20 protein-coding genes are annotated in these 23,489 nt (G+C 70.1%); 8 read left to right on the plus strand and 12 right to left on the minus strand.

Annotated features, from left to right (window positions below):
• Positions 1-101: 101 nt before the first annotated feature.
• The 5 genes from ACIOHC_RS30075 to ACIOHC_RS30095 form a co-directional block, all read right to left on the minus strand.
• The gene (locus ACIOHC_RS30075) at positions 102-1,253 is read right to left on the minus strand and encodes an XdhC/CoxI family protein (RefSeq protein WP_351073715.1); all 1,152 of its coding nucleotides are present in this window, start codon (positions 1,251-1,253) and stop codon (positions 102-104) included.
• 44 nt (positions 1,254-1,297) lie between these two features.
• Positions 1,298-2,755, minus strand: a complete 1,458-nt coding sequence (locus tag ACIOHC_RS30080) for an NCS2 family permease (RefSeq protein WP_351073717.1) — start codon at positions 2,753-2,755, stop codon at positions 1,298-1,300.
• A gap of 265 nt (positions 2,756-3,020) precedes the next feature.
• Positions 3,021-5,405: a molybdopterin cofactor-binding domain-containing protein gene (locus ACIOHC_RS30085; RefSeq protein WP_351073719.1), complete on the minus strand. Its 2,385-nt coding sequence runs from the start codon at positions 5,403-5,405 to the stop codon at positions 3,021-3,023.
• A gap of 2 nt (positions 5,406-5,407) precedes the next feature.
• Positions 5,408-6,001, minus strand: coding sequence for a (2Fe-2S)-binding protein (locus ACIOHC_RS30090; RefSeq protein ID WP_401844744.1), 594 nt, complete (start codon positions 5,999-6,001; stop codon positions 5,408-5,410).
• A 2-nt stretch (positions 6,002-6,003) separates the two neighbouring features.
• Positions 6,004-6,894 carry a xanthine dehydrogenase family protein subunit M gene (locus ACIOHC_RS30095; protein WP_351073722.1) on the minus strand — a complete coding sequence of 297 codons (891 nt, stop codon included), beginning with the start codon at positions 6,892-6,894 and terminating at the stop codon, positions 6,004-6,006.
• A gap of 258 nt (positions 6,895-7,152) precedes the next feature.
• On the opposite strand from ACIOHC_RS30095, the gene ACIOHC_RS30100 reads away from it, so the two are divergent.
• From ACIOHC_RS30100 to ACIOHC_RS30110, 3 genes are all read left to right on the plus strand, one after another.
• Positions 7,153-8,904: a PucR family transcriptional regulator ligand-binding domain-containing protein gene (locus ACIOHC_RS30100; protein ID WP_351073724.1), complete on the plus strand. Its 1,752-nt coding sequence runs from the start codon at positions 7,153-7,155 to the stop codon at positions 8,902-8,904.
• 163 nt (positions 8,905-9,067) lie between these two features.
• Positions 9,068-9,853, plus strand: coding sequence for a hypothetical protein (locus ACIOHC_RS30105; protein ID WP_351073726.1), 786 nt, complete (start codon positions 9,068-9,070; stop codon positions 9,851-9,853).
• A 279-nt stretch (positions 9,854-10,132) separates the two neighbouring features.
• Positions 10,133-10,420, plus strand: a complete 288-nt coding sequence (locus ACIOHC_RS30110) for a hypothetical protein (protein ID WP_351073728.1) — start codon at positions 10,133-10,135, stop codon at positions 10,418-10,420.
• A gap of 45 nt (positions 10,421-10,465) precedes the next feature.
• On the opposite strand, the gene ACIOHC_RS30115 is transcribed toward ACIOHC_RS30110, so the two are convergent.
• The gene (locus ACIOHC_RS30115; RefSeq protein ID WP_401844746.1) at positions 10,466-11,242 is read right to left on the minus strand and encodes a GntR family transcriptional regulator; all 777 of its coding nucleotides are present in this window, start codon (positions 11,240-11,242) and stop codon (positions 10,466-10,468) included.
• A gap of 146 nt (positions 11,243-11,388) precedes the next feature.
• Here ACIOHC_RS30115 and ACIOHC_RS30120 point away from each other — a divergent pair, with 146 nt between their 5' ends.
• Together ACIOHC_RS30120 and ACIOHC_RS30125 are read left to right on the plus strand one after the other, a co-directional pair.
• Complete coding sequence (locus ACIOHC_RS30120) at positions 11,389-12,237, plus strand: (2Fe-2S)-binding protein (RefSeq protein ID WP_401844749.1); 849 nt, start codon at positions 11,389-11,391, stop codon at positions 12,235-12,237.
• Positions 12,238-12,428: 191 nt separating this feature from the next.
• Positions 12,429-13,505, plus strand: a complete 1,077-nt coding sequence (locus ACIOHC_RS30125) for a DUF2637 domain-containing protein (RefSeq protein WP_351073734.1) — start codon at positions 12,429-12,431, stop codon at positions 13,503-13,505.
• Between the two features lie 45 nt (positions 13,506-13,550).
• Here the strand turns inward: ACIOHC_RS30125 and ACIOHC_RS30130 are convergent, their stop codons facing one another.
• Positions 13,551-13,913 carry an ATP-binding protein gene (locus tag ACIOHC_RS30130; RefSeq protein ID WP_401844866.1) on the minus strand — a complete coding sequence of 121 codons (363 nt, stop codon included), beginning with the start codon at positions 13,911-13,913 and terminating at the stop codon, positions 13,551-13,553.
• Positions 13,914-14,412: 499 nt separating this feature from the next.
• Between ACIOHC_RS30130 and ACIOHC_RS30135 the strand changes: the two genes are divergently transcribed.
• Together ACIOHC_RS30135 and ACIOHC_RS30140 are read left to right on the plus strand one after the other, a co-directional pair.
• The gene (locus ACIOHC_RS30135; protein WP_351073736.1) at positions 14,413-14,805 is read left to right on the plus strand and encodes a ribonuclease domain-containing protein; all 393 of its coding nucleotides are present in this window, start codon (positions 14,413-14,415) and stop codon (positions 14,803-14,805) included.
• A gap of 95 nt (positions 14,806-14,900) precedes the next feature.
• Complete coding sequence (locus ACIOHC_RS30140) at positions 14,901-15,290, plus strand: barstar family protein (RefSeq protein WP_351073737.1); 390 nt, start codon at positions 14,901-14,903, stop codon at positions 15,288-15,290.
• 78 nt (positions 15,291-15,368) lie between these two features.
• On the opposite strand, the gene ACIOHC_RS30145 is transcribed toward ACIOHC_RS30140, so the two are convergent.
• Complete coding sequence (locus ACIOHC_RS30145; RefSeq protein WP_401844752.1) at positions 15,369-17,771, minus strand: M9 family metallopeptidase; 2,403 nt, start codon at positions 17,769-17,771, stop codon at positions 15,369-15,371.
• 246 nt (positions 17,772-18,017) lie between these two features.
• Here ACIOHC_RS30145 and ACIOHC_RS30150 point away from each other — a divergent pair, with 246 nt between their 5' ends.
• Positions 18,018-19,490 carry an aminopeptidase P family protein gene (locus ACIOHC_RS30150; RefSeq protein ID WP_351073741.1) on the plus strand — a complete coding sequence of 491 codons (1,473 nt, stop codon included), beginning with the start codon at positions 18,018-18,020 and terminating at the stop codon, positions 19,488-19,490.
• Positions 19,491-19,581: 91 nt separating this feature from the next.
• On the opposite strand, the gene ACIOHC_RS30155 is transcribed toward ACIOHC_RS30150, so the two are convergent.
• The 4 genes from ACIOHC_RS30155 to ACIOHC_RS30170 form a co-directional block, all read right to left on the minus strand.
• Positions 19,582-20,310, minus strand: coding sequence for a GntR family transcriptional regulator (locus ACIOHC_RS30155; RefSeq protein WP_401844755.1), 729 nt, complete (start codon positions 20,308-20,310; stop codon positions 19,582-19,584).
• Positions 20,311-20,398: 88 nt separating this feature from the next.
• Positions 20,399-21,343 carry an ornithine cyclodeaminase family protein gene (locus ACIOHC_RS30160; protein ID WP_351073745.1) on the minus strand — a complete coding sequence of 315 codons (945 nt, stop codon included), beginning with the start codon at positions 21,341-21,343 and terminating at the stop codon, positions 20,399-20,401.
• On the minus strand, positions 21,340-22,341 hold the full coding sequence (locus tag ACIOHC_RS30165; protein ID WP_351073747.1) for a proline racemase family protein: 1,002 nt from the start codon (positions 22,339-22,341) through the stop codon (positions 21,340-21,342). Before ACIOHC_RS30165 ends, ACIOHC_RS30160 begins: the two co-directional genes overlap by 4 nt.
• A 204-nt stretch (positions 22,342-22,545) precedes the next feature.
• Positions 22,546-23,454, minus strand: coding sequence for a dihydrodipicolinate synthase family protein (locus ACIOHC_RS30170; RefSeq protein ID WP_365691858.1), 909 nt, complete (start codon positions 23,452-23,454; stop codon positions 22,546-22,548).
• Positions 23,455-23,489 lie beyond the last annotated feature (35 nt).

A 23,489-nucleotide genomic window follows, 5' to 3' on the forward strand; every position in this document is an offset into this window, starting at 1 on the left:
CTGATCTACCGGCAAAAGCACGGCTACGGATGAGTTCACACCTGGCGTGAAGCCGCCGTGGCGGCAACCCGCCCACGATCAGTCGTGGTTCAGGGCGCGGTTCAGGCCACGGACGTGATCACTCCGTTCGGCGACCGGCCGCCCTCGTGGTGGATCGGGGTGTGCGCGCCCTTGAGCGGCACGCCGCTGCCGCCACGCCGGTCGGCGACGATTTCGGCGGCGATCGACAGCGCGGTCTCCTCGGGGGTACGGGCGCCGAGGTCGAGGCCGATCGGCGAGTGCAGCCTGGCCAGTTCCAGCTCCGTGACGCCGATGTCGCGCAGCCGGTCGTTGCGCTCCAGGTGGGTGCGGCGCGAGCCCATCGCGCCGACGTACGCCACCGGCAGCCTCAACGCCATTTCCAGCAGCGGGACATCGAACTTGGCGTCATGGGTGAGGACGCACAGGACCGTGCGCGCGTCGACATCGGTGGCCGCGAGATAGCGGTGCGGCCAGTCGACGACCAGTTCGTCGGCCTCGGGAAAGCGGGCCTTCGTGGCGAAGACGGGGCGGGCGTCGCACAGTGTGACGTGGTACCCGAGGAACTTTCCCGCCCGGACCAGCGCCGAGGCGAAGTCGATGGCCCCGAAGACGATCATCCGGGGCGGTGGGACGCTCGATTCGACGAGCAGGGTGAGCGGCTGTCCGCAGCGCGAACCGTCGGCACCGATGGTGACGGAACCGGTGCGGCCGGCGTCCAGCATCGCGCGGGCATCGGCCGCCGCGGTGCGGTCCAGCTCCGGATGCCCGCCGAGCCCTCCCTCGTACGATCCGTCGGGGCGGACGAGCAGGGGGCGGCCGAGGAGTTCCGCGGGCCCCTCGATGACCCTGGCCACCGCCGCCGCCTCCCCCCGTGCCGCGGCGGCGAGAGCCGCGGCGAACGCGGCCCGTGCGGGGTCGTCCGCACGGACCGGTGTCACCAGGATGTCGATGATGCCGCCGCAGGTCAGACCGACCGCGAAGGCGTCCTCGTCGCTGTAGCCGAACTGCTCCCGCACGGTTTCGCCGTCGTCGAGGGCCTGCTCGCACAGTTCGTACACCGCGCCCTCCACACACCCGCCGGAGACCGATCCGATCGCCGTGCCGTCGCGGTCGACGGCGAGGGCGGCTCCCGGCTGCCGGGGCGCGCTCCCGCCGACCGCCACGACGGTGGCCACGGCGAAGTCCCGTCCCTGCTCGACCCACCGGTTGAGCTCTGCGGCGATGTCCAGCATCTGTCGGTCTCCTCAGCGGTTGTGTGAAGGGCTGTTCGGGCGCGTCAGTGGACGCCCAGCCACCCCTCGATCGGATGCAGTGCGAAGTACACGAGGAAGATCACCGTCAGGCCCCACATGAAGGCCCCGATCTCCCGGACCCTGCCCTGGGCGATCTTGATGGCGACCCAGGAGATGACGCCCGCGGCGACACCGGTGGTGATGGTGTACGTGAAGGGCATCAGGACCACGGTCAGGAAGACCGGGATCGCGGTGGCGCGGTCGGCCCAGTCGACGTGCCGGGCGTTCATCATCATCATGGCCCCGATGACGACGAGCGCGGCGGACGCGACCTCCTGCGGGACGATCGCGGTGACCGGCGTGAAGAACAGGCAGGCCGCGAAGAACAGCCCCGTGACGGCCGAGGCGAGGCCGGTGCGGGCGCCCTCGCCGACGCCGGTGGCCGACTCGACGAACACGGTCTGGCCGGAGCCGCCCGCGATGCCGCCGATGGCTCCGCCGGCGCCGTCGATGAACAGGGCCTTGGACAGACCCGGCATGCGGCCCTTGTCGTCGGCGAGCTCGGCCTCGGTGCCGACGCCGATGATGGTGGCCATCGCGTCGAAGAACCCGGCGAGGACCAGCGTGAAGACGATCATCCCGACCGTCATGGCGCCGACGGAACCCCAGCCGCCGAACTCGACGTGCCCGAAGAGCGAGAAGTCGGGCGTCGAGACCGCGCCACCGTGCAGTTCGGGGGCACCGTTGGCCCACTGCCCGGGGTTGATCACGTCGAGCGCGTTGAGGATCACCGCGACGATCGTGCCGGTGATGATGCCGACCAGGATCGCGCCGGGGATGTTGCGCGCCTGCAGCATGAAGATCAGGAGCAGGGTGCCCGCGAAGAGCAGGACCGGCCAGCCGGCGAGTTCACCGGTGGGGCCCAGGGCGAGCGGGGTGGCCTTGCCGGTGTGCACGAAGCCGGACTTGTAGAGACCGATCAGGGCGATGAAGAGGCCGATGCCCATCGTGATGCCGTGCTTGAGCGCGAGCGGGATCGCGTTCATGATCATCTCACGGAGACCCGTGACGACCAGAAGCATGATCACCACGCCGTACATCACGCACATGCCCATGGCCTGGGGCCATGTCATCGCCGGGGCGACCTGCGAGGAGATCACACCGGAGACCGACAGGCCCGCGGCGAGGGCCAGCGGCACCTTGCCCACGAAGCCCATCAGGAGCGTGGTGAGCGCGGCGGCGAACGCGGTGGCGGTGATCAGGGCCTTCTGGCCCAGTGTGTCGCCCGCGGCGTCCTTGCCGGACAGGATCAGCGGGTTGAGCAGAAGGATGTACGCCATGGCCATGAAGGTCGTGACGCCGCCGCGCACTTCGCGCGCGACGGTGGACCCTCGTTCGGATATGTGAAAGTACCGGTCGAGCCAAGATCTTCCGGCGGGGACGCGCGAGCCGTGGCCCGCTTCCTCCGCGGTGGTCTCGGACTCCACTGACTGCTGGGTCATGATGCCTGACTCCCAAGGTTCACAGGGGCACCCGCGATGAAGAATCGATATGCGGGATTTGGGATGACTGCGCTGGCGGCACGACCCGGGGGACGGCCCGAGACGAACTGTTCATGCAGAGTGGAATGTGCAGGTACTGCGGTACTGCTCGGTGGAACAACGGCCGTGAGCGGTACGGCACTTGGGATCTCCGGGCGGTGCGGGCGACGGAAGTGCGACGTTCCTGGGAGGCACGCACCGCCCGGAGGGTTCGGGGGGCTGTGACTCAGGTGCCCGTGAGGTGTTCGGGTCGTACCGGTGTCCTGTTGAGCTCCAGGCCCGTCGCGTTCCGGATCGCCGCGAGGACGGCCGGGGTCGACGACAGGGTGGGCGCCTCACCGATGCCACGCAGCCCGTACGGGGCGTGGTCGTCGGCGAGTTCGAGCACATCGACCGGGATGGTCGGCGTGTCGAGGATGGTGGGGAGCAGATAGTCCGTGAAGGAGGGGTTGCGCACCTTCGCGGTCTTCGGGTCGACGACGATCTCCTCCATGACGGCGATGCCCATTCCCTGGATGGTGCCCCCCTGGATCTGGCCCACGACCGACAGCGGGTTGAGTGCCTTTCCGACGTCCTGGGCGCAGGCCAGTTCGATGACCTTGACCAGACCGAGTTCGGTGTCGACCTCGACGACCGCGCGGTGGGCGGCGAAGGAGTACTGGACGTGGCCGTTGCCCTGTCCGGTGCGGAGGTCGAACGCCTCGGTGGGCCGGTGGCGCCACTCCAGCTCGATGTCGACCGCCTCGTCCTCCAGTACGTCGACCAGGTCGGCCAGCACCTCGCCGCCGTCGGTGACGACCTTGCCGTCTTCCAGGAGCAGTTCGGCGGTGGCCCACGCGGGGTGGTACGTACCGAACTTGCGACGGCCGATCTCCAGGACCTTCTCGCGCACGGCCTCGCAGGAGTGCTTCACCGCGCCGCCGGTGACATACGTCTGCCGGGAGGCGGAGGTGGAGCCGGCCGAGCCGACCTGTGTGTCGGCCGGGTGGATGGTGACCTGGGCGACGCCGAGTTCGGTCCGGGCGATCTGTGCGTGGACGGTGACGCCGCCCTGCCCGACCTCGGCCATGGCGGTGTGCACGGTCGCGACGGGTTCGCCACCGATGACCTCCATGCGCACGCGGGCGGTGGAGTAGTCGTCGAAACCCTCGGAGAATCCGACGTTCTTCAGGCCGACCGCGTAGCCGACGCCGCGTACGACGCCTTCGCCGTGGGTGGTGTTGGACAGCCCGCCGGGCAGGGCCCGTACGTCGGCCTGCTCGCCGGCCACCTCCCACTGGCGCTCGGGCGGCAGCGGCCTGGCCTTCACCCGGCGCAGCAGCTCGGCGACCGGGGCCGGCGAGTCGACCACCTGGCCGGTCGGCAGGAGGGTGCCCTGCTCCATGGCGTTGAGCTGTCTGAACTCGACGGGGTCCATGGAGAGTTCGGCGGCCAGCTTGTCCATCTGGGCCTCGTAGGCGAAGCATGCCTGGACCGCGCCGAAGCCGCGCATGGCGCCGCACGGCGGGTTGTTGGTGTAGAGCGCGATCGCCTCGATGTCGACGTCGTCGATGACGTACGGGCCGACGCTGAGCGAGGAGGCGTTGCCGACGACGGCCGGTGAGGCGGAAGCATATGCTCCGCCGTCCAGCACGATGCGGCACTTCATATGGGTCAGCTTGCCGTCGCGGGTCGCGCCGTGCTCGTACCAGAGCTTGGCGGGGTGCCGGTGCACATGGCCGAAGAAGGACTCGAACCGGTTGTAGACGATCTTGACCGGCTTGCCGGTGCGCAGGGCCAGCAGACAGGCGTGGATCTGCATCGACAGGTCCTCGCGGCCGCCGAAGGCGCCGCCGACTCCGGAGAGCGTCATGCGGACCTTGTCCTCGGGCAGGCCGAGGACGGGAGCGATCTGGCGCAGGTCGGAGTGGAGCCACTGCGTGGCGACGTACAGGTCGACGCCACCGTCCTCGGCGGGCACGGCCAGACCGGACTCGGGGCCGAGGAAGGCCTGGTCCTGCATGCCGAAGACGTATTCGCCGCTGACCACGACATCGGCACGGGCCGCCGCCGCGTCCGCGTCGCCGCGGACGATGGGCTGGCGGTGGACGATGTTGGGGTGCGGTACGTGCCCCGCGTGGTGGTCGTCGCGACCCTCGTGGACGAGGGGCGCGTCGGGGGCGGTGGCCGAGGCCTCGTCCGTGACGACGGGCAGCTCGCGGTACTCGATCCTGATCTTCGCCGCGGCGCGCCGGGCCGTCTCGGGGTGGTCGGCGGCGACGAGCGCCACCGGTTCGCCGTGGTGGCGGACCTTGCCGTGGGCGAGGACCGGGGTGTCCTGGATCTCCAGCCCGTAGTTCTTCACCGAGGCCGGCAGGTCGTCGTAGGTGAGTACGGCGTAGACGCCGGACGTGGCGAGCGCTTCCGAGGTGTCGATGGAGACGATCTCCGCGTGCGCGACCGTGGAGCGCAGCGTGTGGCCCCAGAGCATGTCCTCGTGCCACATGTCGGAGGAGTACGCGAACTCTCCGGTGACCTTGAGGATGCCGTCGGGGCGCAGCGTGGACTCGCCGATGCCGCCCTTGGTGCGGGTGCCCTGGTTGATGCTGGTGGGGTTGCCGGTAACGCCCATCGTCAGACCGTTTCTTCCGCGCGGGCGGCCGCGAGGCGGACCGCGTCGAGGATCTTCTCGTAGCCGGTGCAGCGGCAGAGGTTGCCGGAGAGCGCCTCGCGGATGTCCGCGTCGGACGGCTGGGGGTTGCGTTCGAGCAGCTCGTCGGCGGCGATCAGCAGGCCGGGGGTGCAGAAGCCGCACTGGACGGCTCCGGCGTCGATGAACGCCTGCTGGATCGGTGAGAGTTCGCCGGTGTCCCAGCTCTCCTCGCCGGTCGGCGCGGCCTCCCACCGCCGCGCCTTGTCGAGTGCGGTGCCGCAGGCGCCGGAGGCGCAGCCACTGCCGGGGTGTTCCTGGGAACGGTGGGCCGCGAAGTCGGCGAGGCCCTCCACGGTGACGACCTCGCGGCCCTCCACCTGCCCCGCGGCGACCAGACAGGAGCAGACCGGGACACCGTCCAGACGGACCGTGCACGATCCGCACTCGCCCTGCTCGCAGGCGTTCTTCGAGCCCGGCAGGCCCATCCGCTCACGCAGCACGTAGAGGAGGGACTCGCCCTCCCAGACGTCGTCCGCCTCGTGCCTGCGGCCGTTGACCGTGAAATTGACGCGCATGATCAGGCAGCTCCTTCGGTGCTGCGGCCGTTGCCGCGGTACGACTCCCAGGTCCAGCCGAGGGTGCGGCGGGCCATGATCCCCACCGCGTGTCTGCGATAGCTCGCGGTGCCGCGCACATCGTCGATCGGGTTGCAGGCACCGGCGGCGAGCGCGGCGAACTGCGAGGCGATCGACGGGGTGATGATCGTGCGGCTGTCCCAGAAACCGCCCTCTTCGAGCGCGGCGTTCAGGAATTCCTCGGCCTCCTTCGCCCGTACGGGCGTGGGGGCGGCCGAGCCGATGCCGGTGCGCACCGTGCGGGTCTCGGGGTGCAGGGCCAGGCCGAAGGCGCAGACGGCGATGACCATCGCGTTGCGGGTGCCGACCTTGGAGTACTGCTGCGGCCCGTCGGCCTTCTTGATGTGCACGGCCCGGATCAGCTCGTCCGGGGCGAGGGCGTTGCGCTTGACGCCGGTGTAGAAGGCGTCGATCGGGATCATCCTCGTCCCGCGTACGGACTCGGCCTCGACCTCGGCGCCCGCCGCGAGCAGCGCCGGATGGGCGTCACCGGCGGGCGAGGCGGTCCCCAGGTTGCCGCCGACACCGCCGCGGTTGCGGATCTGCGGCGAGGCGACGGTGTGCGAGGCGAGCGCGAGTCCGGGCAGCTCGGCGCGCAGGTGCTCCATGATCTGGCTGTACGGTACGGAGGCGCCGAGCCGTACGCTCTCCTGGCCCACCTCCCATTCGGACAGCTCTCCGATGCGGTTCAGATCCAGGAGGTACTCGGGCCGCCGGTGGTCGAAGTTGATCTCGACCATCACATCGGTGCCACCCGCAATGGGCACAGCCGTGGGGTGCTCGGCCTTGGCGGCGAGCGCCTCCTCCCAGCTGGCGGGGCGAAGGAAGTCCATGAGTGGCTCTCTTCTTCTCAATCGGTCGTTCGCTGGGGCTGGGGACGGCCGGCCCTCGACTGGTCGTTCATGTGTTGTTAACGCGGTGTGGGGCCAAGTACACAAGCCGTGCTCCACCCGGTGCAGTCACCGAAACCATGAAGGAGTTGGCTGGCCGCTCTCTCCGTCTTGTAGATTCGAACGAATGGCGAGGATCAGTGACCTCACCGCAATACCCAGTTTTCACCCGCACCAACGAAAGAGATCGGCGGCGACGAGATGCGGCTGCGCGCACTGCTGGAGACCGACGCGCTGGGCCTGCGGCTGCTCGGCGGCGAGGACGAGCTGGACCGCTCCGTCCGTGGCGTGATGACCACTGACCTGCGGGATCCCAGCCGCTATCTGTCGGGCGGCGAGCTGGTCCTCACAGGTCTGGCCTGGCGCCGGGACGCGACGGATTCGGAGCCGTTCGTACGCATCCTGGCAGCCGCCGGGGTCGCCGGGCTCGCGGCCGGCGAGGCGGAGCTCGGTGACGTCCCCGGCGATCTGGTGGAGGCCTGTGGACGACACCGGCTGCCGCTCTTCGCCGTCCATGAGACCGTCGCTTTCGCAACGATCACCGAACATGTGGTGCGCCAGGTGTCGGGCGAGCGTGCGGGCGATCTCGCCGCCGTCGTGGACCGCCACCGCAGGCTCATGACCCCGGGCCCGGCGGGCGGCGGTCCCGAGGTGGTGCTGGATCTGCTCGGCACCGATCTCGACCTGCACGCCTGGGTGCTCTCCCCCACCGGGCGGCAGATCGCGGGCGCCGGAGACGCGCCGCTGACCGGGCCGGTCGGCGCGGCGCTCGCCGGCCACCATCTGGCCGCCACCCGCGGCGGCCGCCGGGCCCCGCACCGCACCGCCGTCGACGGCGTCACGTATTCGCTCTTCCCGATCCGGAACACCGGGCGGGGCGCGGTGCCGGCCTCGCGGGACGTGCGCGAGTCGGTGCTCTCCGACTGGCTCCTCGCGGTCGAGGCGGACGCGAGCGACTGGCCGCCCGCCCGGCTGGACCTGCTCCAGGGCGTCACCCAGCTGATCGCCGTCGAACGGGACCGGCGCGACGCGGCCCGTACGGTACGCCGCAGGCTGGCCCAGGAAGTCCTGGAGCTGGTCCAGACGGGCGCGCCGCCGGCCGAGATCGCCGCCCGGCTGCGGGTCGCCGCCCCGGTACTGCTCCCCGGGCTCGGGGCGGCGCCGCACTGGCAGGTCGTGGTGGCACGCGTCGAGTGGGGCGACGCGGCGGGCTCCACCGCCACGGGCGGCCGGGCCGGCTCCGGTCCCGCCGTCGCGGGCGGCCCGGTGGCCCAGGCATTGCTGGAGGAGATCCTGGTCGACCCCGCGGTCACCGGCCCCGACTCCGCGGACCGGATCGCGGTCGCCCACACCGGCGACGAGGCCGTGGCGCTCGTACCGCTGCCCGCCGTCACCGTGCCCGCACCGGGCGGCGAGCCGGGAGCGGCACCGTCCGGCCCGCCCGCCGAGCCCGACCCCGCGCTGCACGCCGGTGTGCTGCTCGCCGCCGTCCGCGAGCCGCTCTCCGCGGGCCTCGCCGACGACGGGCGGCTGACACTGGGTGTCAGCGCGGCCGTGCATTCGCCCGAAGGACTGCGCGGCGCACTGGAGGAGGCCCGGCACGCCCGCCGGGTCGCGGCGGCCCGGCCCGGCCGGGTCTGCGCGGCCGGGCACCACGAACTGGCCTCGCACGTGCTGCTGCTGCCGTTCGTCCCCGACGACGTGCGCCGCGCGTTCACCGCACGGTTGCTCGACCCGCTGCGCGACTACGACCGGCGCCATCGCGCGGAGCTGATCCCGACGCTGGAGACGTTCCTGGACTGCGACGGTTCCTGGACGCGCTGCGCCGCCCGGCTCCATCTGCACGTCAACACGTTGCGCTACCGGGTCGGGCGAATCGAGCAGTTGACGGGGCGTGACCTCTCGCGCCTGGAGGACAAGCTCGATTTCTTCCTCGCCCTGCGCATGAGCTGACTTCCGGGCGCCACCACCCCTGCGGGCGCGTCGGCTCGTTTGTGAAATCTTTCACCTGACATCGACCCGACCCCTTGGCCCGGCGTGCCATTCCGTGCTGAGATGCGGCCAGACTCAACAGCTCGATGGCGCGCTCGGGGAGGGCAATGTGGCGCATACCGCCATGTCTGGTTCCGGAACGACAGCCGATGACGATCCGCCGCTCCGGACAGCGGTATGGCGCCTGCGGTCACGCGCCTGCTGGACGGACGCCGCCGCGCTGCTCGAACACGACGCCGCCACCGATCCGGCGGCGGCACTCCAGCGGACCGCGCTGCTCACCGAACGGTGCCTGTACACCGGACAGGGCTGGACCGACGCCGAGGACGCCCTGCGCACCGCCGAGGCACTGGCCCATGACGACGCCGAACGCGGCGCGGCGGCCTGCGAACGCGGCCATCTGGCGTACGCGTCGACACTTCTGGGCGTCCGGGACCGGGCGGACGAAGCCAGCGTCGCCCTGAGCCGCGCCGCCGCGCTGCTCGCCCCGTCCGCGCCGGGCCGCCCGCTGCTGGACTTCCGCCGAGGTCTGATCGCTCAGAACATCGCCGACTCGCCGCAGGCCGCGCGGGCCGCCTACCGCAGGGCCCACGCCGGTGCCACCGCCCAGGGGGACGCGCTGCTGCTCTCCTCGACCTGGCGCCATCTCGCCCTGCTCGCCCTGCGCGAGGGCGAACTGGCGGAGGCGCGTCACGGCTTCGCCGAGTGCCTGCGGATCAGGGAGGAGCTGGGCTATCTGATCGGGACCGCTCCGGCCCTCATCGCCCTCGCGGACTCCGAGCCCGAGCCCGAGGCGGCGACCCGGCTGCGCGCCGAGGCGGGCCGGCTCTTCCGGCTGCTCGGCGGCGTACCGACCTGGCTGGCGCCGCACCTGGACCCGCCGCCCCCGGAGACGGCCGAGGCGAACTGAATCCGCGGCACCGCCCGGACGAGGGACCGGAGCGTTCCCGGCCCCTCCGCCGCACGTCACGTGAGATCCACGACCGGATCACCGGGCTTCCAGCCGGCGTCGCTCCACTCCGGAGTCGGAGACGGGCGGTCCGGGGCGGGCGGCGGATGGGGACCCCGGTTGGGGTTCTGCGGTACGGCGGGAGGATCGTCCCGTGATCCGCCGCTGTCCCGTCGCGGAGGCGGGACCGGGGATTCGGGCGGCGCGGCCTCGCGTGGCGGTGGTACCACGACGGCGACGGTGTGCGAGGCGTCCGGGGCCGGTTCGGGCGGACTCGCGACGGGCGTGCGTCCCGGTGTCGCGACAGGGGTGCCCGTGGGCATCGGCGACGGTGTCACGGACGGCTGTGCGGACGCGACCGACGGGCTCTCGCCCGCCGGGACGGTCGCACCCCGGCCGGCCTCCTGCGAACAGCCGGCCGTGCCCAGCGCCACCGCCGCCATCAGCAGCCCGGACACCGGTCTCGACGCCCGGCTTCCTGCCATTCCCGCCCCCAAGAACGATCATGTGATCAGAGGCGTAGCGTAACCCGTTCCCACGGCGGGGCCGACGGAGCCCGCGGCACCGTCCGGTTCAGTTCTCGGCGCCGGTGAAGTGTTCGCGTACGAGCGACTGCACGACGGCCAGGTCCTGGGCGATGAGCGCGTCGAGCAGCGCGGTGTGCTCGGCGGCGTCGGCCAGCAGGTCTGCGCGGCGGGTGGTCGGGTTGTGCCCCAGTGGCCATTGGGAACGGCGGTGCAGGTCGTCGGCGACCATCACCAACTGCTCGTTGCCGCCGAGGGCGAGGACGGCGCCGTGGAAGGCGCGGTCGGACTCGGCGTAGCCGGCCCGGTCGCCGACGGCGGCGGCCGCCACGGTGGCCTCGGCCAGCGGACGCAGGGCGCACCAACGGGCCGGCGGCACGGTGCGGGCCAGCCGCAGCATGACGGGGGCCTCGATCAGGGCCCGCACCTCCGCCAGCTCCGCGAGCTCGCGCGGGCCCCGCCGGGAGACACGGAAGCCGCGGTTCGGTACGACCTCGACGGCACCCTCGATGGCCAGCTGCTGCATCGCCTCGCGCACCGGCGTCGCGGAGACCCCGAAGCGGGCGCCCAGAGCCGGGGCGGAGTAGACCTGACCCGGGACCAGCTGACCGTCCACCAGTGCGGCGCGCAGGGCGTCCAGGATCTGACCGCGTACGGAGTGCCGCTGCACCACCGGCCGCGGGGCGGACGGCTCGCCGTGCGTGTGTTCGCCGCGTGCCTGCTCGGGCACCCGCACATCGGGCACCTGCACGGACGAAGGGGCGGTCGCGGACGCGGCGGACGAGTACGACGGCCGTGTCTGTTCACGCGCTCTGCCCTGCTCCACTCGGACCTCCCCGGCCTGCCGTGGGCGCGGCTCGCGTGCGCCATGCCCCTTGTGCACCATAGGCGGAGCAGGCCGCAGTTCAAACATCGATCCGTTCGGGTAAGGTAAGGCTTACCTGCAAACGATCGCGATTCGGTGGTCCCTGCATGACACTCCCCACCCTTCTTCCCGGCACCACCGCGTCCGCCGTGACGGGCGCGTACGCGCGCCTGAGCGAGGTGTTCCCCGGCCTGCGCGCAGAGGTGCTGACGGACGACGAGGCCGCTCCCCGCGGTGCCGGCTGGGTGGGTGCTCACGAGCTCGCGGCGGGCGGCGCAGCACTGGACGCCTTCCTCGCCCGGGACCACGCGCAGGTGCTGCGGGACCACGGGCAGCAGCCGCGCCCCGATGTGGTCGCCGGCTTCGGCCTGCACCGGTACGCCTGGCCCGCCTGCCTGCTGGTGACGGTGCCGTGGTTCCTGCACCGGCGGGTCCCCCGGATCCCCGTCGAGGATGTGGCGTTCCAGCGGGCGCTGGGCCATCTCACGGTGCGCCTGAGGGAGTTCGCCTGCCTTCCCGACGATCCGGCGGCCGGACTGCCGGGCGCCCGCGTCGTTCCCGACGAGACAGCGCTGCGGGCCGAGGTGCTGGCGTCGGTGGCCGAGCACATCGGCCCGGTACTGAACGGCTTCGGTCCGCGGATGCGGCGCGGCGGGAGGGCCTTGTGGGGGATGGCGACGGACGAGGTCGTCGAGGGCCTGTGGTACATCGCCCATCTGCTCGGGGAGGAGCGACGGGCGATGACCGAGCTGGAGGAGCTCCTGCCCGGCACCACCAAGCCGTACGTCGGATCGGCGGGCTTCCGTGAACTGACCGGTCCGAACGGCGAATCACTGCCCACCCGCGACCGGACGAGCTGCTGCCTCTTCTACACGCTGCGCCCCGAGGACACCTGCGTCACCTGCCCCCGCACCTGCGATGCGGACCGGGTACGGAAACTGACGCCCGCTCACTGATCCACACCCCTCGTACGGGTAGTACTATTCGAACGCAGATCACTGGCCGCGTACGAATATTCGATCAGATCTCGGATATCCGTATGCCCTGCCAACCCAATGGCGTTCTCTTGCCCCGAAACCCCCTGAGCATGACGGGGTTTCGGCAATCATGGCGCCCGAAATGCCCTACGCGACGCAAGGGACCGCGCATGAGACTGACCGACATATCGCTGAATTGGCTGCTTCCGGGCGCCGTGCTGCTCGTGGGGGTCCTGGCGGCGGTGGCGGTGGTCGCACGCGGCAAGCGTGCCGCTGACAATTCCGCTGCCGACGACAGCTGGGAACGCAGCGAGGAGCGTCGCAGACGCAAGGAGGCGCTGTATGCCACCGCCTCGTACGTCCTGCTGTTCTGCTGCGCGGCGGTCGCCGCCGCGCTCTCCTTCCACGGGCTCGTCGGATTCGGCGAGCAGAACCTCGGCCTCTCCGGTGGCTGGGAGTATCTCGTTCCGTTCGGCCTGGACGGGGCCGCCATGTTCTGCTCCGTGCTCGCGGTGCGCGAGGCCAGTCACGGTGACGCGGCGCTCGGTTCCCGGCTGCTGGTATGGCTGTTCGCCGGTGCGGCCGCCTGGTTCAACTGGGTGCACGCGCCGCGCGGCATCGACCACGCCGGCGCGCCGCAGTTCTTCGCGGGGATGTCGCTCTCGGCGGCCGTGCTCTTCGACCGGGCACTGAAGCAGACCCGCCGGGCCGCGCTGCGCGAGCAGGGCCTGGTGCCCCGGCCGCTGCCGCAGATCCGGATCGTACGGTGGCTGCGCGCCCCCCGGGAGACCTTCGGCGCCTGGTCGCTGATGCTGCTGGAGGGCGTACGCACTCTGGACGAGGCGGTCGAGGAGGTACGTGAGGACCGGCGCGAGAAGGAGCAGAACCGTCTGCGCAGGAAGGACCAGGTCAAGCTGGACCGGGCCCGCATCAAGGCACTGAACCGGCAGAACCGGGCCTGGCGCCGGGTCGGTCGGGGTGGGACCCAGGTGGACGTCCAGGCCCTCGCCCCGGCGACGGCCTCCGCTCAGTCCGCCGTGGAGCCTGCCCTATCCGAGCCGGGACAACTGCCCTTGCGTTCACGGCCCTCCCTGCAGGCCGTGACGGGTCCGGCCCGAGAGGCATCGGACCGAAACCCCGGTGAGCCGATCACCGTCGACCTCACCGCCGAGGACGACACCCAGGCACTGCCCCGGCTCGATTCGCTGGAGCGGAAACTGAAGGACCTGGAGCAGCAGTTCGGCTGATCCGTCCGCCGCACAAGGCCCTGACGGCCCGGTTCTCCCGGGCTCTCAGGGCCTTTCGCCGTCCAGTTCGAACCAGACGACCTTGCCCAACGCCTGCCCGCCGCCCCCCCAGGCATCCGCGAGATTCCGCACCAGGACCAGCCCTCGGCCGTGCGTACCGTCGTCGGCGTTCGGTACGTACGACGAGGACAGCCCGGACACGAAGTCACGCACCTCCACCCTCAGTCTGGCGGGCGCCACACTCACCGTGACGACCGCGCCGTGACGCGTATGGATCAGGGCATTGGTCACCAGCTCGCTGAGCAGCAGTTCCGCCACCTCGGCCGACTCCGGCCGCCATCGGTAGCGCAGGAACTCCCGCAACGCGCCACGCACTTCGCTCACGCCCGCCAGATCGGTGTGGGCCAGTCTGCGATGCAGCCGGACCGGCTGCGGTCCCTGCTCCCCCGGCGCGCGCGCCGTGCCGTCCATCACGAAATCGGCCTCGCCCCGACGCTCCATCGTTTCCCCCGTACGCACAGTGAATCCCCCTGCTCGCCGTCTCGTCTTCCCGCGCCCTTGTCGTGTCCTGTCGACGCACCCTTGTTGTCGAGCCCCGTTGTCGCGCCTTGTTGTCGTCCTGCGGCTTCTTGTGTTCCGCTCGCCCCTTCTCGTTCCTTCCGGCTCCCTCTCGTTCCTTCCGACTCCTTCTCGTCGAACGGCTTCGCGGAACGCCTCCACGGGGATGCATGCCCCACAGACCGGCCGCCACGCTTGTCGACTCATCAATAAATGAACAGCTGGGCCGAGGGGCCCACGAGCCTTCGGACACATCGGCGTCACATTTCCTCCTCTCCGGTTAACTCCCAAAAAATTCACATCGGTTGGCGTTGACGGCACCATGTCTACGCGCGTCATCATGGTGGCTATGCGAATCCCCCCACGGATCACCACGCTCGGTGGCTCTGCCGCCCTTCTGTCCGTTCTCCTCGTCGGCGGCCCGGTCGCCTCCCCGGCCACGGCCGCCACCGCCTCGGTCGGCAGCATCTGCTACTCGGCGCTGCCGGCCCAGGCACACGACACCCTCGACCTGATCGACGCCGGCGGACCTTTCCCGTACTCACAGGACGGTGCCGTCTTCCAGAACCGTGAAGGTGTCCTGCCCAGTCAGGGCACCGGCTACTACCACGAGTACACGGTCATCACCCCCGGCTCCCCGACCCGCGGCGCCCGTCGGATCGTCACGGGCGAAAGGGTGCGGGAGGACTACTACACCAGCGACCACTACGCCACATTCGACCTGATCAACCAGAGCTGCTGAAGGCTCAACCCTCCGGACCGATCCGCGCCGTAGCCCCCCCACCTGCGGCGCGGATCACGGACCGGCCGAAGCAGCCGGGCTTGTACCCTCCACCCATGACCGTGACCTATGTGATCGACGGCTCCCGGGTCACCGGCCTGGAGCAGTTCTGGAAAGTGATCGGCGAGGCGGTGAACGGCCCCGGCGGATACTTCGGCCGCAACTTCGATGCCCTCGCCGACTGCCTCGGTGGTGGGATGGGCACTCCGGACGACGGCGACTTCGTCTTCGAGTGGCGGGAGCACGCCCTCTCCGCACAGGCCTTGGCGCACGAGGAGACGGCGCGCTATCTGCGACACAGCCTGAGCCGCGTGCACCCCACCAACAGGCCATCGGTCCAGAAGCGACTGGACGATGCCCTGGCCGGACGGGGGCCGACGCTGTTCGACCTGCTCGTGGAGATCCTGACGGACGAAACGGCACCCGGCACGCTGCGGCTTCTGTGAGCCGGTGAGGTTCGACAGGGCCGGCCTGCGGAGGAGGGTCCCTCCGCAGGCCGGCCGTGTTCGTGCGCCCGAAGGTGCTCAGTACTTGGTGGAGACGGTCACGCCGTCGAAGTTCTCAACGGCGTACAGGCTGATGAAGTGGGGTCCGGCCGCCGGGCGGTCGATGGTCAGCGTGTGCACGTTACCGGCACCGCTGTCACGGCTGGTGTAGTGGTCGGTCATCGCCCAGCCGTCCGCGCTGTAGTAGAGGTCGGCGTCGCCCGAGCCGCCCGTTGCCCTGATCTCCAACGTGGTGGTACCAGCCGGTACGTACAGGTACATATAGGCGTAGTTGCCCTTGGTGGCCGTCAGGCCGCTGCGCTTGCAGTCCTTGCCCAGCTCCCTCGCGTCGCTTCCGGTGCACTCGGCCGGGGGGTCGGTGGGCGGGTTGGTGCCGGTGCCGCAGCCACCGCTCGCACAGGCGGTCAGCCAGGTGTTCCAGTCGGTTTCGTAACGGTCGCCGATGGTCGATGTGAGCAGGGTGCGGGCACCGTCCCAGTCACCCTTGCGGTAGAGGCCGAGGAGCGTGTCGATGTCCCCGCGGTGGGACTCGAGCATGTAACGGACCGCCAGGTAACCCCAGTTGTAGACTCGGGTCTGGTCGGCGTTCTCGTAGGTGGTGTCGAACAGGGTCCGCAGGGTGTAGGTGTGGTTCGCGGCCTGGGCTGCGGCGGCGTCGTAGTTGACCTTGCGGTACGAGTAGGAGACGTACTCCGCAAAGCCCTCGACCCACCAGACGGTCGGCGTGGTCAGTCCGTCCTCGAAGTCGCCGTGCATGTTGAAGCGGCCGTCGAGGTAGTGCGTGTATTCGTGGTTCAGGTTCCAGATCTGGAACTCGGGGCGGACCCACTCGGCCTCGTACGCGATGAAACGCGGCTGATTGCCTTCCGCGGCGGGGTCGCCTTCCAGGTACATCCCACCGTTGTTCGTGTTGATGCCGTAGATCGCACCGGCGTAGGTCTGGTAGTCGGTGCTGGAGTCGAAGACCACGACTTCGATGGTGGTGTTGCGGTCGCCGTCGACCGGTCCCTTGTCCCGGGCGACGTCATGGAAGTAGGCGTCCTGGTTGCGCAGACTGGTGCAGCTCGCGTCGAGGTCCTCGGCGGACATCTGCTGCGCCAGGATGCGGATGCTGTCGCTGCATGTGTGGCTGACGGGGAGGACCGCGCTCTTCAGTCGCTGAGCGAGGTCACAGGTGCCGTAGTACGAGCAGTTCGCCTTGTCGTAGGCCTCGACCATCTGCGCCACGCCGACCCAGAGCGGGGCGGTGGGGCCGGTCATGGAGCTCTTGCCGAGCAGTCCGGCGGCCAACGGGCTCGCCTTGGGGCGCAGGGAGTCTTCCTGAAGGAAGCGGCCGAGCTCAAGTCCCGCGTTGGAGGCGAGGAACGACTGCTTGGTGCCCAGCAGGTCGAGATGGCGCGACGCGAAGTCGCTGAGGGCATCCAGCGGGCTGGGGTCGGCCTCCACCGCGGCGATGAACTCCGGCACCTGGTGACCGCGGAAGAACACCGTGTACACGCTGTTCACGGCGTTGACCATGTACCAGGAGCTGTTGTACGAGGAGTCGTAGTCGGCCAGCAGCCGCTTGACGACAGACAGGTAGCGGGCGTTCTCCACCGCGCTGTCGATCAATATGACGGCCTCGGACAGGGTCTCCCCGTTGGCGTCGGTGACGTCGAAGGCGTGCGAGGAGGCGAAGAACGCGTCGAGCGCGCCCTGGATGGCCGTACGCAGCTCCGGCCCGTAGCTGCCCACCGTGTCGGGGTCGTAATACTGCACGTAGTACCCGGCTCGGAGATAGAGGACCAGCTGGGGCATGCCGGTACTGCTGTCGCCGGGGTAGGCGGCCGATCCCTCTCGCATGGCGTTGGCGACGGTGACCATCTGCGCCTCACGGAAGGCCAGATTGCCGTCGTTGCCCTTGACGCGGAACAGCGTGTTGACGCAGTCGGTCGTCGATGACTTGATCTGCTTGACCAGGTCGCTTCCGGTGCGGCTGGTGAAGTCGCCGACATTGCACGCGGCCGCGGTCCGGGCCTTGGAGCCGGCCTTGGCCTTCGCCTTGGAGTCGGCCTTCATCGAAGGCGCCAGGTGGCTCGGGAGCGTGGCGCCCGGATCGTCGTAGTCCCGCCGCAGTGCGTCCTTGGATGCGGACAACGGCGGGCGGTCGGCGGCCTTGAGGGCTTTGCGGCCGAAGTGGTCGGCGTCGTCCGCGGGTGCGGTCGGCGCCTCGGCGGAGGGGCCGCCGGGCCCTGCGGCAGGCCCGCTGCCCGTACGGCCCGGACCGGTGTCGCCGGTCCGGGTGTGGCCGGTCGCTGTCGATGCGGTGGGGTGTCGCTCGACAGCCTGGCCCGGTGCGGAGAGCAGGCCCACGCCCAGGCATGCCGCCAGGACCGCAGTTGACAGTCCGGTCAGTCTTTGTCGAACCGTTCGGTTCTTCACGTGCCGCCTCCCAGCGGAGTGATGACCGCGCGATGGCGCGCGGATGTGGGGGATCGCGCGGGGGGTGAGGCCGGGCCGGGTTCATCCATAGGTCATGGCATGGACACAACCTCTTCCTCGCTGCGCGCTGTACAATGGCACATGTCACATGTTCTCTGGAAGCCCTCTGACGCACATACATCTCCGCGCCAACTCGTCGCCACAGCAACAGACTTCAGTGGCTTACCGACAGAGCACCGAGGAGTCATGCCCGTGCCCCGTTCCCTCTCCGCACCCCGTACCAGCAGTCATGACCTGCCGGTGTCGCCTGCGCTGGACGCCTTCATGAGCACGGCATGGGCGGACACCCCGCTACCGGCGGACATCCGCGTCCCCGCGTACGACCTCACACCCGCCCGCCGCGCCCGGCTCGCCGCCCGCTTCCCGGGCGAGCGCCTGATCATCCCGGCGGGTGCGCTCACAGTCCGCTCCAACGACACCGACCACCGGTTCCGTCCGCACACCGGCTACGCCTGGCTCACCGGCCTCACCGGCGAGGACCAGGCCGGCCATGTCCTCGTCCTCGAACCCGACGGTGACGAGCGGCACGAGGCGGTGCTGTACCTGCGGCCCCGGTCATCACGCACCGGCCACGAGTTCTACCGTGACCGCCGATACGGGGAGTTCTGGGTCGGGCGCAGGCCCGACCTGGCGGAGGCGACCCGGATGACCGGCATCCGCTGCGCGCACCTGGACGCGTGGGAGAAGTTGCTGACCGGGCGGCAGCCCCCGATACGGGCGCTGGGCGGCGTAGACCCGTCCGTCGACGAACTGCTGTGCAGTCGTGGTTCGTTTGCGCCCCGGCGGTCGGCCCCGGCCGGACTGGCGGCAGTGCTCAGCGAGCTCCGCCTCGTCAAGGACCCTTGGGAGATCGATCAGTTGCAGCATGCCGTCGATGCGACGGTGACCGGCTTCGAGGATGTGGTGCGGAGCCTTCCACAGGCGCTGCGACACCCGAGAGGAGAACGCTGGATCGAGGGGGTCTTCGATCTGCGGGCCCGGCTGGAGGGGAACGGTCCGGGCTACTCCACGATCGCCGCGGCCGGTGCGCACGCCTGCGTCCTGCACTGGATCCGCAATGACGGGCCGCTGGACCGCGACCGACTGCTTCTTCTGGACGCAGGAGTGGAGACCGATTCGCTCTACACGGCCGACATCACCCGTACCCTGCCGCTGTCCGGCCGCTTCTCCCCCGTGCAGCGCAGCGTCTACGAACTGGTGCTGGCCGCTCAGGAGGCCGGCATCGCGGCCCTGCGCCCCGGGGCACGGTTCCGCGACTTCCATCTGGCCGCCATGCGAGTCATCGCCGAAGGGCTGCACGAGTGGGGCGTGCTGCCGATGTCCGCCGATGAGGCACTCGACGCCGACAACGGCCTCTACCGCCGGTACACGCTCTGCAGCAGCGGACACATGCTCGGTATGGACCTTCACGACTGCGCCCACGCACGGGCCGGCAGCTATCTGGACGGGCGCCTGGAAGTCGGCCAGGTACTGACCATGGAACCCGGGCTCTATCTTCAGCCCGACGACGAGACCCTGCCCCCGTCACTGCGCGGAATCGGGGTGCGGATCGAAGACGACCTCGTGATGACGGCCGACGGCGCCCGGCTCATGTCGTCCGCGCTGCCGCGCACCGCCGACGGAGTCGAGGAGTGGATGGGCTCCCTGCTCGACGGTTGAGCCCAACGGTTCGCTTCAACGGCCGCCCCTGCCATGGGGCGGCCGAGGGGGCGGAGAGACCACCCAGGGGTCCCGCAGCCGGTCAGGCGGTTCAGACCTCGGCGACCGGCATCGACACCCTGCTGATCCGGATGCCGCCCTCGCCGGGATCCCCGTCCTCCTCCTCGGCCCAGAGCGATCTGACATGTGACATATGGGTCAGCATGCAGGTCTCGGCGCGCTGGGCTTCGCCGGCGATCACGAGGTCGAGCAGTTGGACGTGCTCCTCGGCCGATACGGTCAACTGCCCCGTCGCAGCCAGCCGGTTGAGCCCGAAGAGACGCGATCGCTTGCGCAGGCTGCTGACCTCCTCCACCAGCCGGCGGTTGCCGGCCAGCCCGAGCAGTTCGAGATGGAAGCGACGGTCCGCCTCCAGATAACCGATGATGTCGTGGTCGGCCGCCGCGTCGACGATCGCCAGGGCGAGCGGCCGTAGCGCCTTCAGCTCCCTGGTCTTGCCCATCCTGGCGATGCGGCCGACGGTGGGTACCTCGATCATGGCGCGGAGTTCGGTGAAGTCGTCCAGGTCCTGCTCGGTCAACTCGGTGATCCGAAAGCCCTTGTTGCGGACGGCTTCGACCAGGCCCTCACGCGCCAGGTCGAGCATGGCCTCGCGCACCGGGGTGGCGGACACCCCGAACTCGGCGGCGAGTGCGGGAGCGGAGTAGATCATGCCCGGACGGAGGTCGCCGGCGATCAGGGCCGCTCGGAGGGCGTTCGCCACTCTGTCGCGCAAGTGCTCTTGCGCCGAGATGGCGTTGAGCGTCGTCAGGCGGGCCATATGTGTTCCTCCAGCGCCGTACGGGCCCTCAGAATACAATGTCACGTTTCCGCTCGGGCCTGTCGTTCCCGGCCTGTGGACAACTCGGTCAGAACACCGGCCTCCCGTGCACCGCAGCGGCGACCGCAAGGTCTTCCCAGCCCATGCCGACGCTCTTGAAGAACCGGGGGCCCACGCACCCGGCCGGTCGTCCGACGAGGCCGCCCCCGGTCACCAGCTCGGCGAGGTTGGCGGCGATGTCCTCGGCGCTGAAGGCTCCCTCCGACATCGGGATCAGCAGGTCTCCCGCCTCCGCCAGGGCTGCCGCCCTCGATTCGACGAACACGGCGGAACGTGACACCAGAGCGGTGTCGACCTCCCTGCCGTCCGGGGTGTGCGAACCGACCGCGACGACCGTCCCCCCGTCCGGCACGAGGGTGCCGTCGAAGAGCGGGGTGGCGGACGTGGTGCAGCAGAGCACCAGATCGGCCGTGGGCACCTCCTGCGCCCCGTGCGGCCCGCCCGCACGGGCGTCCACGCCGAGTCGGCGGGCATGCTCGACCAGTGCGGCGACGCGTTGCGGGGTACGGCCGATCACGGAGACCCGTTCGACCTGCCGTTCGGCGAGCAACGCGGCAAGGTGGCCGTACGCCTGGGGGCCGGTTCCGAAGAGCACCGCGTGACGCAGCACGGGCTCCGTGAGGTGCCGGATCGCGAGTGCGGACACGGCCGGTGTGCGCAGCGTGGTGAGCGCGGCACCGTCGAGCAGGGCGATCGGCAGCAGGGTGGAACCGTCGAGCAGCAAATAGCTTCCGGTGATCCGGGGCAGGCCACGTGCCGGATTGCCGGGAGCGACTCCGGCGATCTTCACCCCGGTCATCCGCTGCGTGGTGGCAGACATGATCAGCAGTTCACCGCCGGGCACGGTGACATGGTGCCGGGCCGGGGACGTCTCCGGATCGAGTCCCCCGCTCAGCGCCGCCTCCAGGGCGTTCACGGCTCCGGTCGGTCCCAGAGCCTCGATGTCGTCGGCGCCGAGCAGGGGCAGTTTCACAGCAGGAATCCTTCTGGGAACGGATCGGACGGGTTCAGGAAGAATTGTGCGGTACCGGTGATCCAGGCGCGGCCCGTGACAGTCGGGACGACGGCCGGCAGACCGCCCACGGTGGTCTGCTCGACCAGTCGCCCGGTGAACGAGGTGCCGATGAACGACTCGTTCACGAAGTCGCGGTCCAGCGGGAGTTCACCGCGGGCGTGCAACTGCGCCATGCGTGCCGAGGTACCTGTTCCGCAGGGCGACCGGTCGAACCAGCCGGGGTGGATCGCCATCGCATGCCGGGAGTGGCGCGCGTCGGAACCGGGTGCGATGAACTGCACGTGCTTGAGGCCGTGAATCCCGGGGTCCTCCGGATGGACGGGCCGATCAGCGGCGTTGACCGCGTCCATCAGGGCGAGTCCGGCCGACAGGATGTCGTCCTTGCGCGCCCGGTCGAAGGGCAGCCCGAGGTCGGAGAGTTGCACCATCGCGTAGAAGTTGCCGCCGTAGGCGAGGTCGTACCGCACCGTTCCGTGGCCGGGTACGTCCACCGTCCGGTCGAGACCGACGCTGAACGCGGGCACGTTGGTCAGGGTGACAGCCGTCGCCGCGCCGTCCCGCACGTGCACGTCGACACCGACGAGTCCGGCCGGGGTGTCCAGCCGCACGGTTGTGACGGGTTCGGTGACCTCGACCATGCCGGTCTCCACCAGAACGGTCGCGACCCCTATGGTTCCGTGACCGCACATCGGCAGAAAGCCGGAGACCTCTATGTAGAGCACGCCGAAGTCCGCGTCGGGCCTGGTGGGCGGCTGAAGGATCGCGCCGCTCATGGCTGCGTGGCCTCGCGGTTCGTACATGAGCAGGGTGCGCACGGCGTCCCGGTGCTCCTGGAAGTATCTGCGCCGTTCGGCCATGGTGGCGCCCGGAATGGTGCCGATGCCGCCGGTGATGACGCGGGTGGGCATGCCCTCGGTGTGTGAGTCGACCGCATGGAAGATATGACGTGTCTGCAAGGCTCCCCCTGGTTCGTCACGACGAAAACGATGAACGAGAAGTACGCGGAGTACGCGGAGTACGCGGAGTACGCGGAGTACGCGGAGTACGCGGAGAGAACGCGGCCGGGGCGAGCCGCGACCCGAGGTCGGCGTACGCAACGGGGCCGGGTCAGGTGGCGATCCGGCGTATGCGTACGGAACGGCGGTCAGGCGGTCAGGCGGTCACCCGAGACCTGCGGCCAGTGCCTTCTCCGTCGCGGCACGTACGGCGGCCGCGTCCTCGTCGGGCAGAGGAAGGCGCGGCGGACGGGTACGCCCGCCGTGCCGTCCGGCGACATCCATGGATGCCTTGATGGCCTGGACGAACTCCGGCTTCGAGTCCCACCGAAGCAGGGCGTGCAGTTCCCGGTACAGCGGGAGCGCTGTTGCCATATCACCTGTCACAGCGGCTCGGTACAGCTCGACGCAGCAGGACGGCAACATGTTCGGGCAGCCCGCGATCCAGCCGACGGCCCCGGCGAGTGCCAGTTCCAGCAGCACGTCGTCGGCACCCACGAGCAGATCGAGACCGGGCGCCTGTTCGGCGATCTCGTACGCCCGTCGGACGTCACCGCTGAACTCCTTGACCGCCACGACGCTGCCGTCCTGGTGGAGCGCGGCGAGCAGGCCGGGGGTCAGATCCACCTTGGTGTCGTAAGGGTTGTTGTACGCCACGACCGGAACCCCGACACGGGCGACCTCCGAGTAGTGGGCGCGGACCGCCGCGTCCTCGCAGCGGTAGCCGTTGGGTGGCAGAAGCAGCACGGAACCGGCGCCCGCCTCCGCGGCCTGTTCCGCCCAGCGCCGTGACTCCACGCTGCCGTAGGCGGAGACGCCCGGCATGACGCGGCTGCCGTCGCCCGCCGCTTCGACGGCTACCCGGACCACCTGCTCGCGTTCGCCTTCGGTCAGGGTCTGGTACTCCCCCAGTGACCCGTTGGGCACCACACCGTCGCAGCCCGCATCGATGAGCTGTTGGACGTGCTCGGCATAGGCGTCGTAGTCGATCGTGCAGTCGTCGCGCAGGGTGAGCGGGGTGGCAACCATGACGCCGTGCCAGGGTCGGGTGCGCGGGTGTGCGTTCGTCTGCATCGTGGCTCCTTGAAGGGTGTGACATGTCACGGTGT

Origin of the sequence: Streptomyces sp. NPDC088252 (assembly GCF_044740965.1) — a bacterium.
GTDB lineage: Bacteria > Actinomycetota > Actinomycetes > Streptomycetales > Streptomycetaceae > Streptomyces.

Excerpts from the sequence above, each read along its gene's own strand:
- ACIOHC_RS30170 (WP_365691858.1), bottom strand. The coding sequence starts at position 23,454 with ATGCAGACGAACGCACACCCGCGCACCCGACCCTGGCACGGCGTCATG.
- ACIOHC_RS30140 (WP_351073737.1), top strand. The coding sequence starts at position 14,901 with ATGACCGTGACCTATGTGATCGACGGCTCCCGGGTCACCGGCCTGGAG.
- ACIOHC_RS30105 (WP_351073726.1), top strand. The coding sequence starts at position 9,068 with ATGTCTGGTTCCGGAACGACAGCCGATGACGATCCGCCGCTCCGGACA.
- ACIOHC_RS30090 (WP_401844744.1), bottom strand. The coding sequence starts at position 6,001 with ATGCGCGTCAATTTCACGGTCAACGGCCGCAGGCACGAGGCGGACGAC.
- ACIOHC_RS30120 (WP_401844749.1), top strand. The coding sequence starts at position 11,389 with ATGACACTCCCCACCCTTCTTCCCGGCACCACCGCGTCCGCCGTGACG.
- ACIOHC_RS30150 (WP_351073741.1), top strand. The coding sequence starts at position 18,018 with ATGCCCGTGCCCCGTTCCCTCTCCGCACCCCGTACCAGCAGTCATGAC.
- ACIOHC_RS30095 (WP_351073722.1), bottom strand. The coding sequence starts at position 6,894 with ATGGACTTCCTTCGCCCCGCCAGCTGGGAGGAGGCGCTCGCCGCCAAG.
- ACIOHC_RS30075 (WP_351073715.1), bottom strand. The coding sequence starts at position 1,253 with ATGCTGGACATCGCCGCAGAGCTCAACCGGTGGGTCGAGCAGGGACGG.
- ACIOHC_RS30080 (WP_351073717.1), bottom strand. The coding sequence starts at position 2,755 with ATGACCCAGCAGTCAGTGGAGTCCGAGACCACCGCGGAGGAAGCGGGC.
- ACIOHC_RS30100 (WP_351073724.1), top strand. The coding sequence starts at position 7,153 with ATGCGGCTGCGCGCACTGCTGGAGACCGACGCGCTGGGCCTGCGGCTG.
- ACIOHC_RS30085 (WP_351073719.1), bottom strand. The coding sequence starts at position 5,405 with ATGGGCGTTACCGGCAACCCCACCAGCATCAACCAGGGCACCCGCACC.
- ACIOHC_RS30155 (WP_401844755.1), bottom strand. The coding sequence starts at position 20,310 with ATGGCCCGCCTGACGACGCTCAACGCCATCTCGGCGCAAGAGCACTTG.
- ACIOHC_RS30125 (WP_351073734.1), top strand. The coding sequence starts at position 12,429 with ATGAGACTGACCGACATATCGCTGAATTGGCTGCTTCCGGGCGCCGTG.
- ACIOHC_RS30135 (WP_351073736.1), top strand. The coding sequence starts at position 14,413 with ATGCGAATCCCCCCACGGATCACCACGCTCGGTGGCTCTGCCGCCCTT.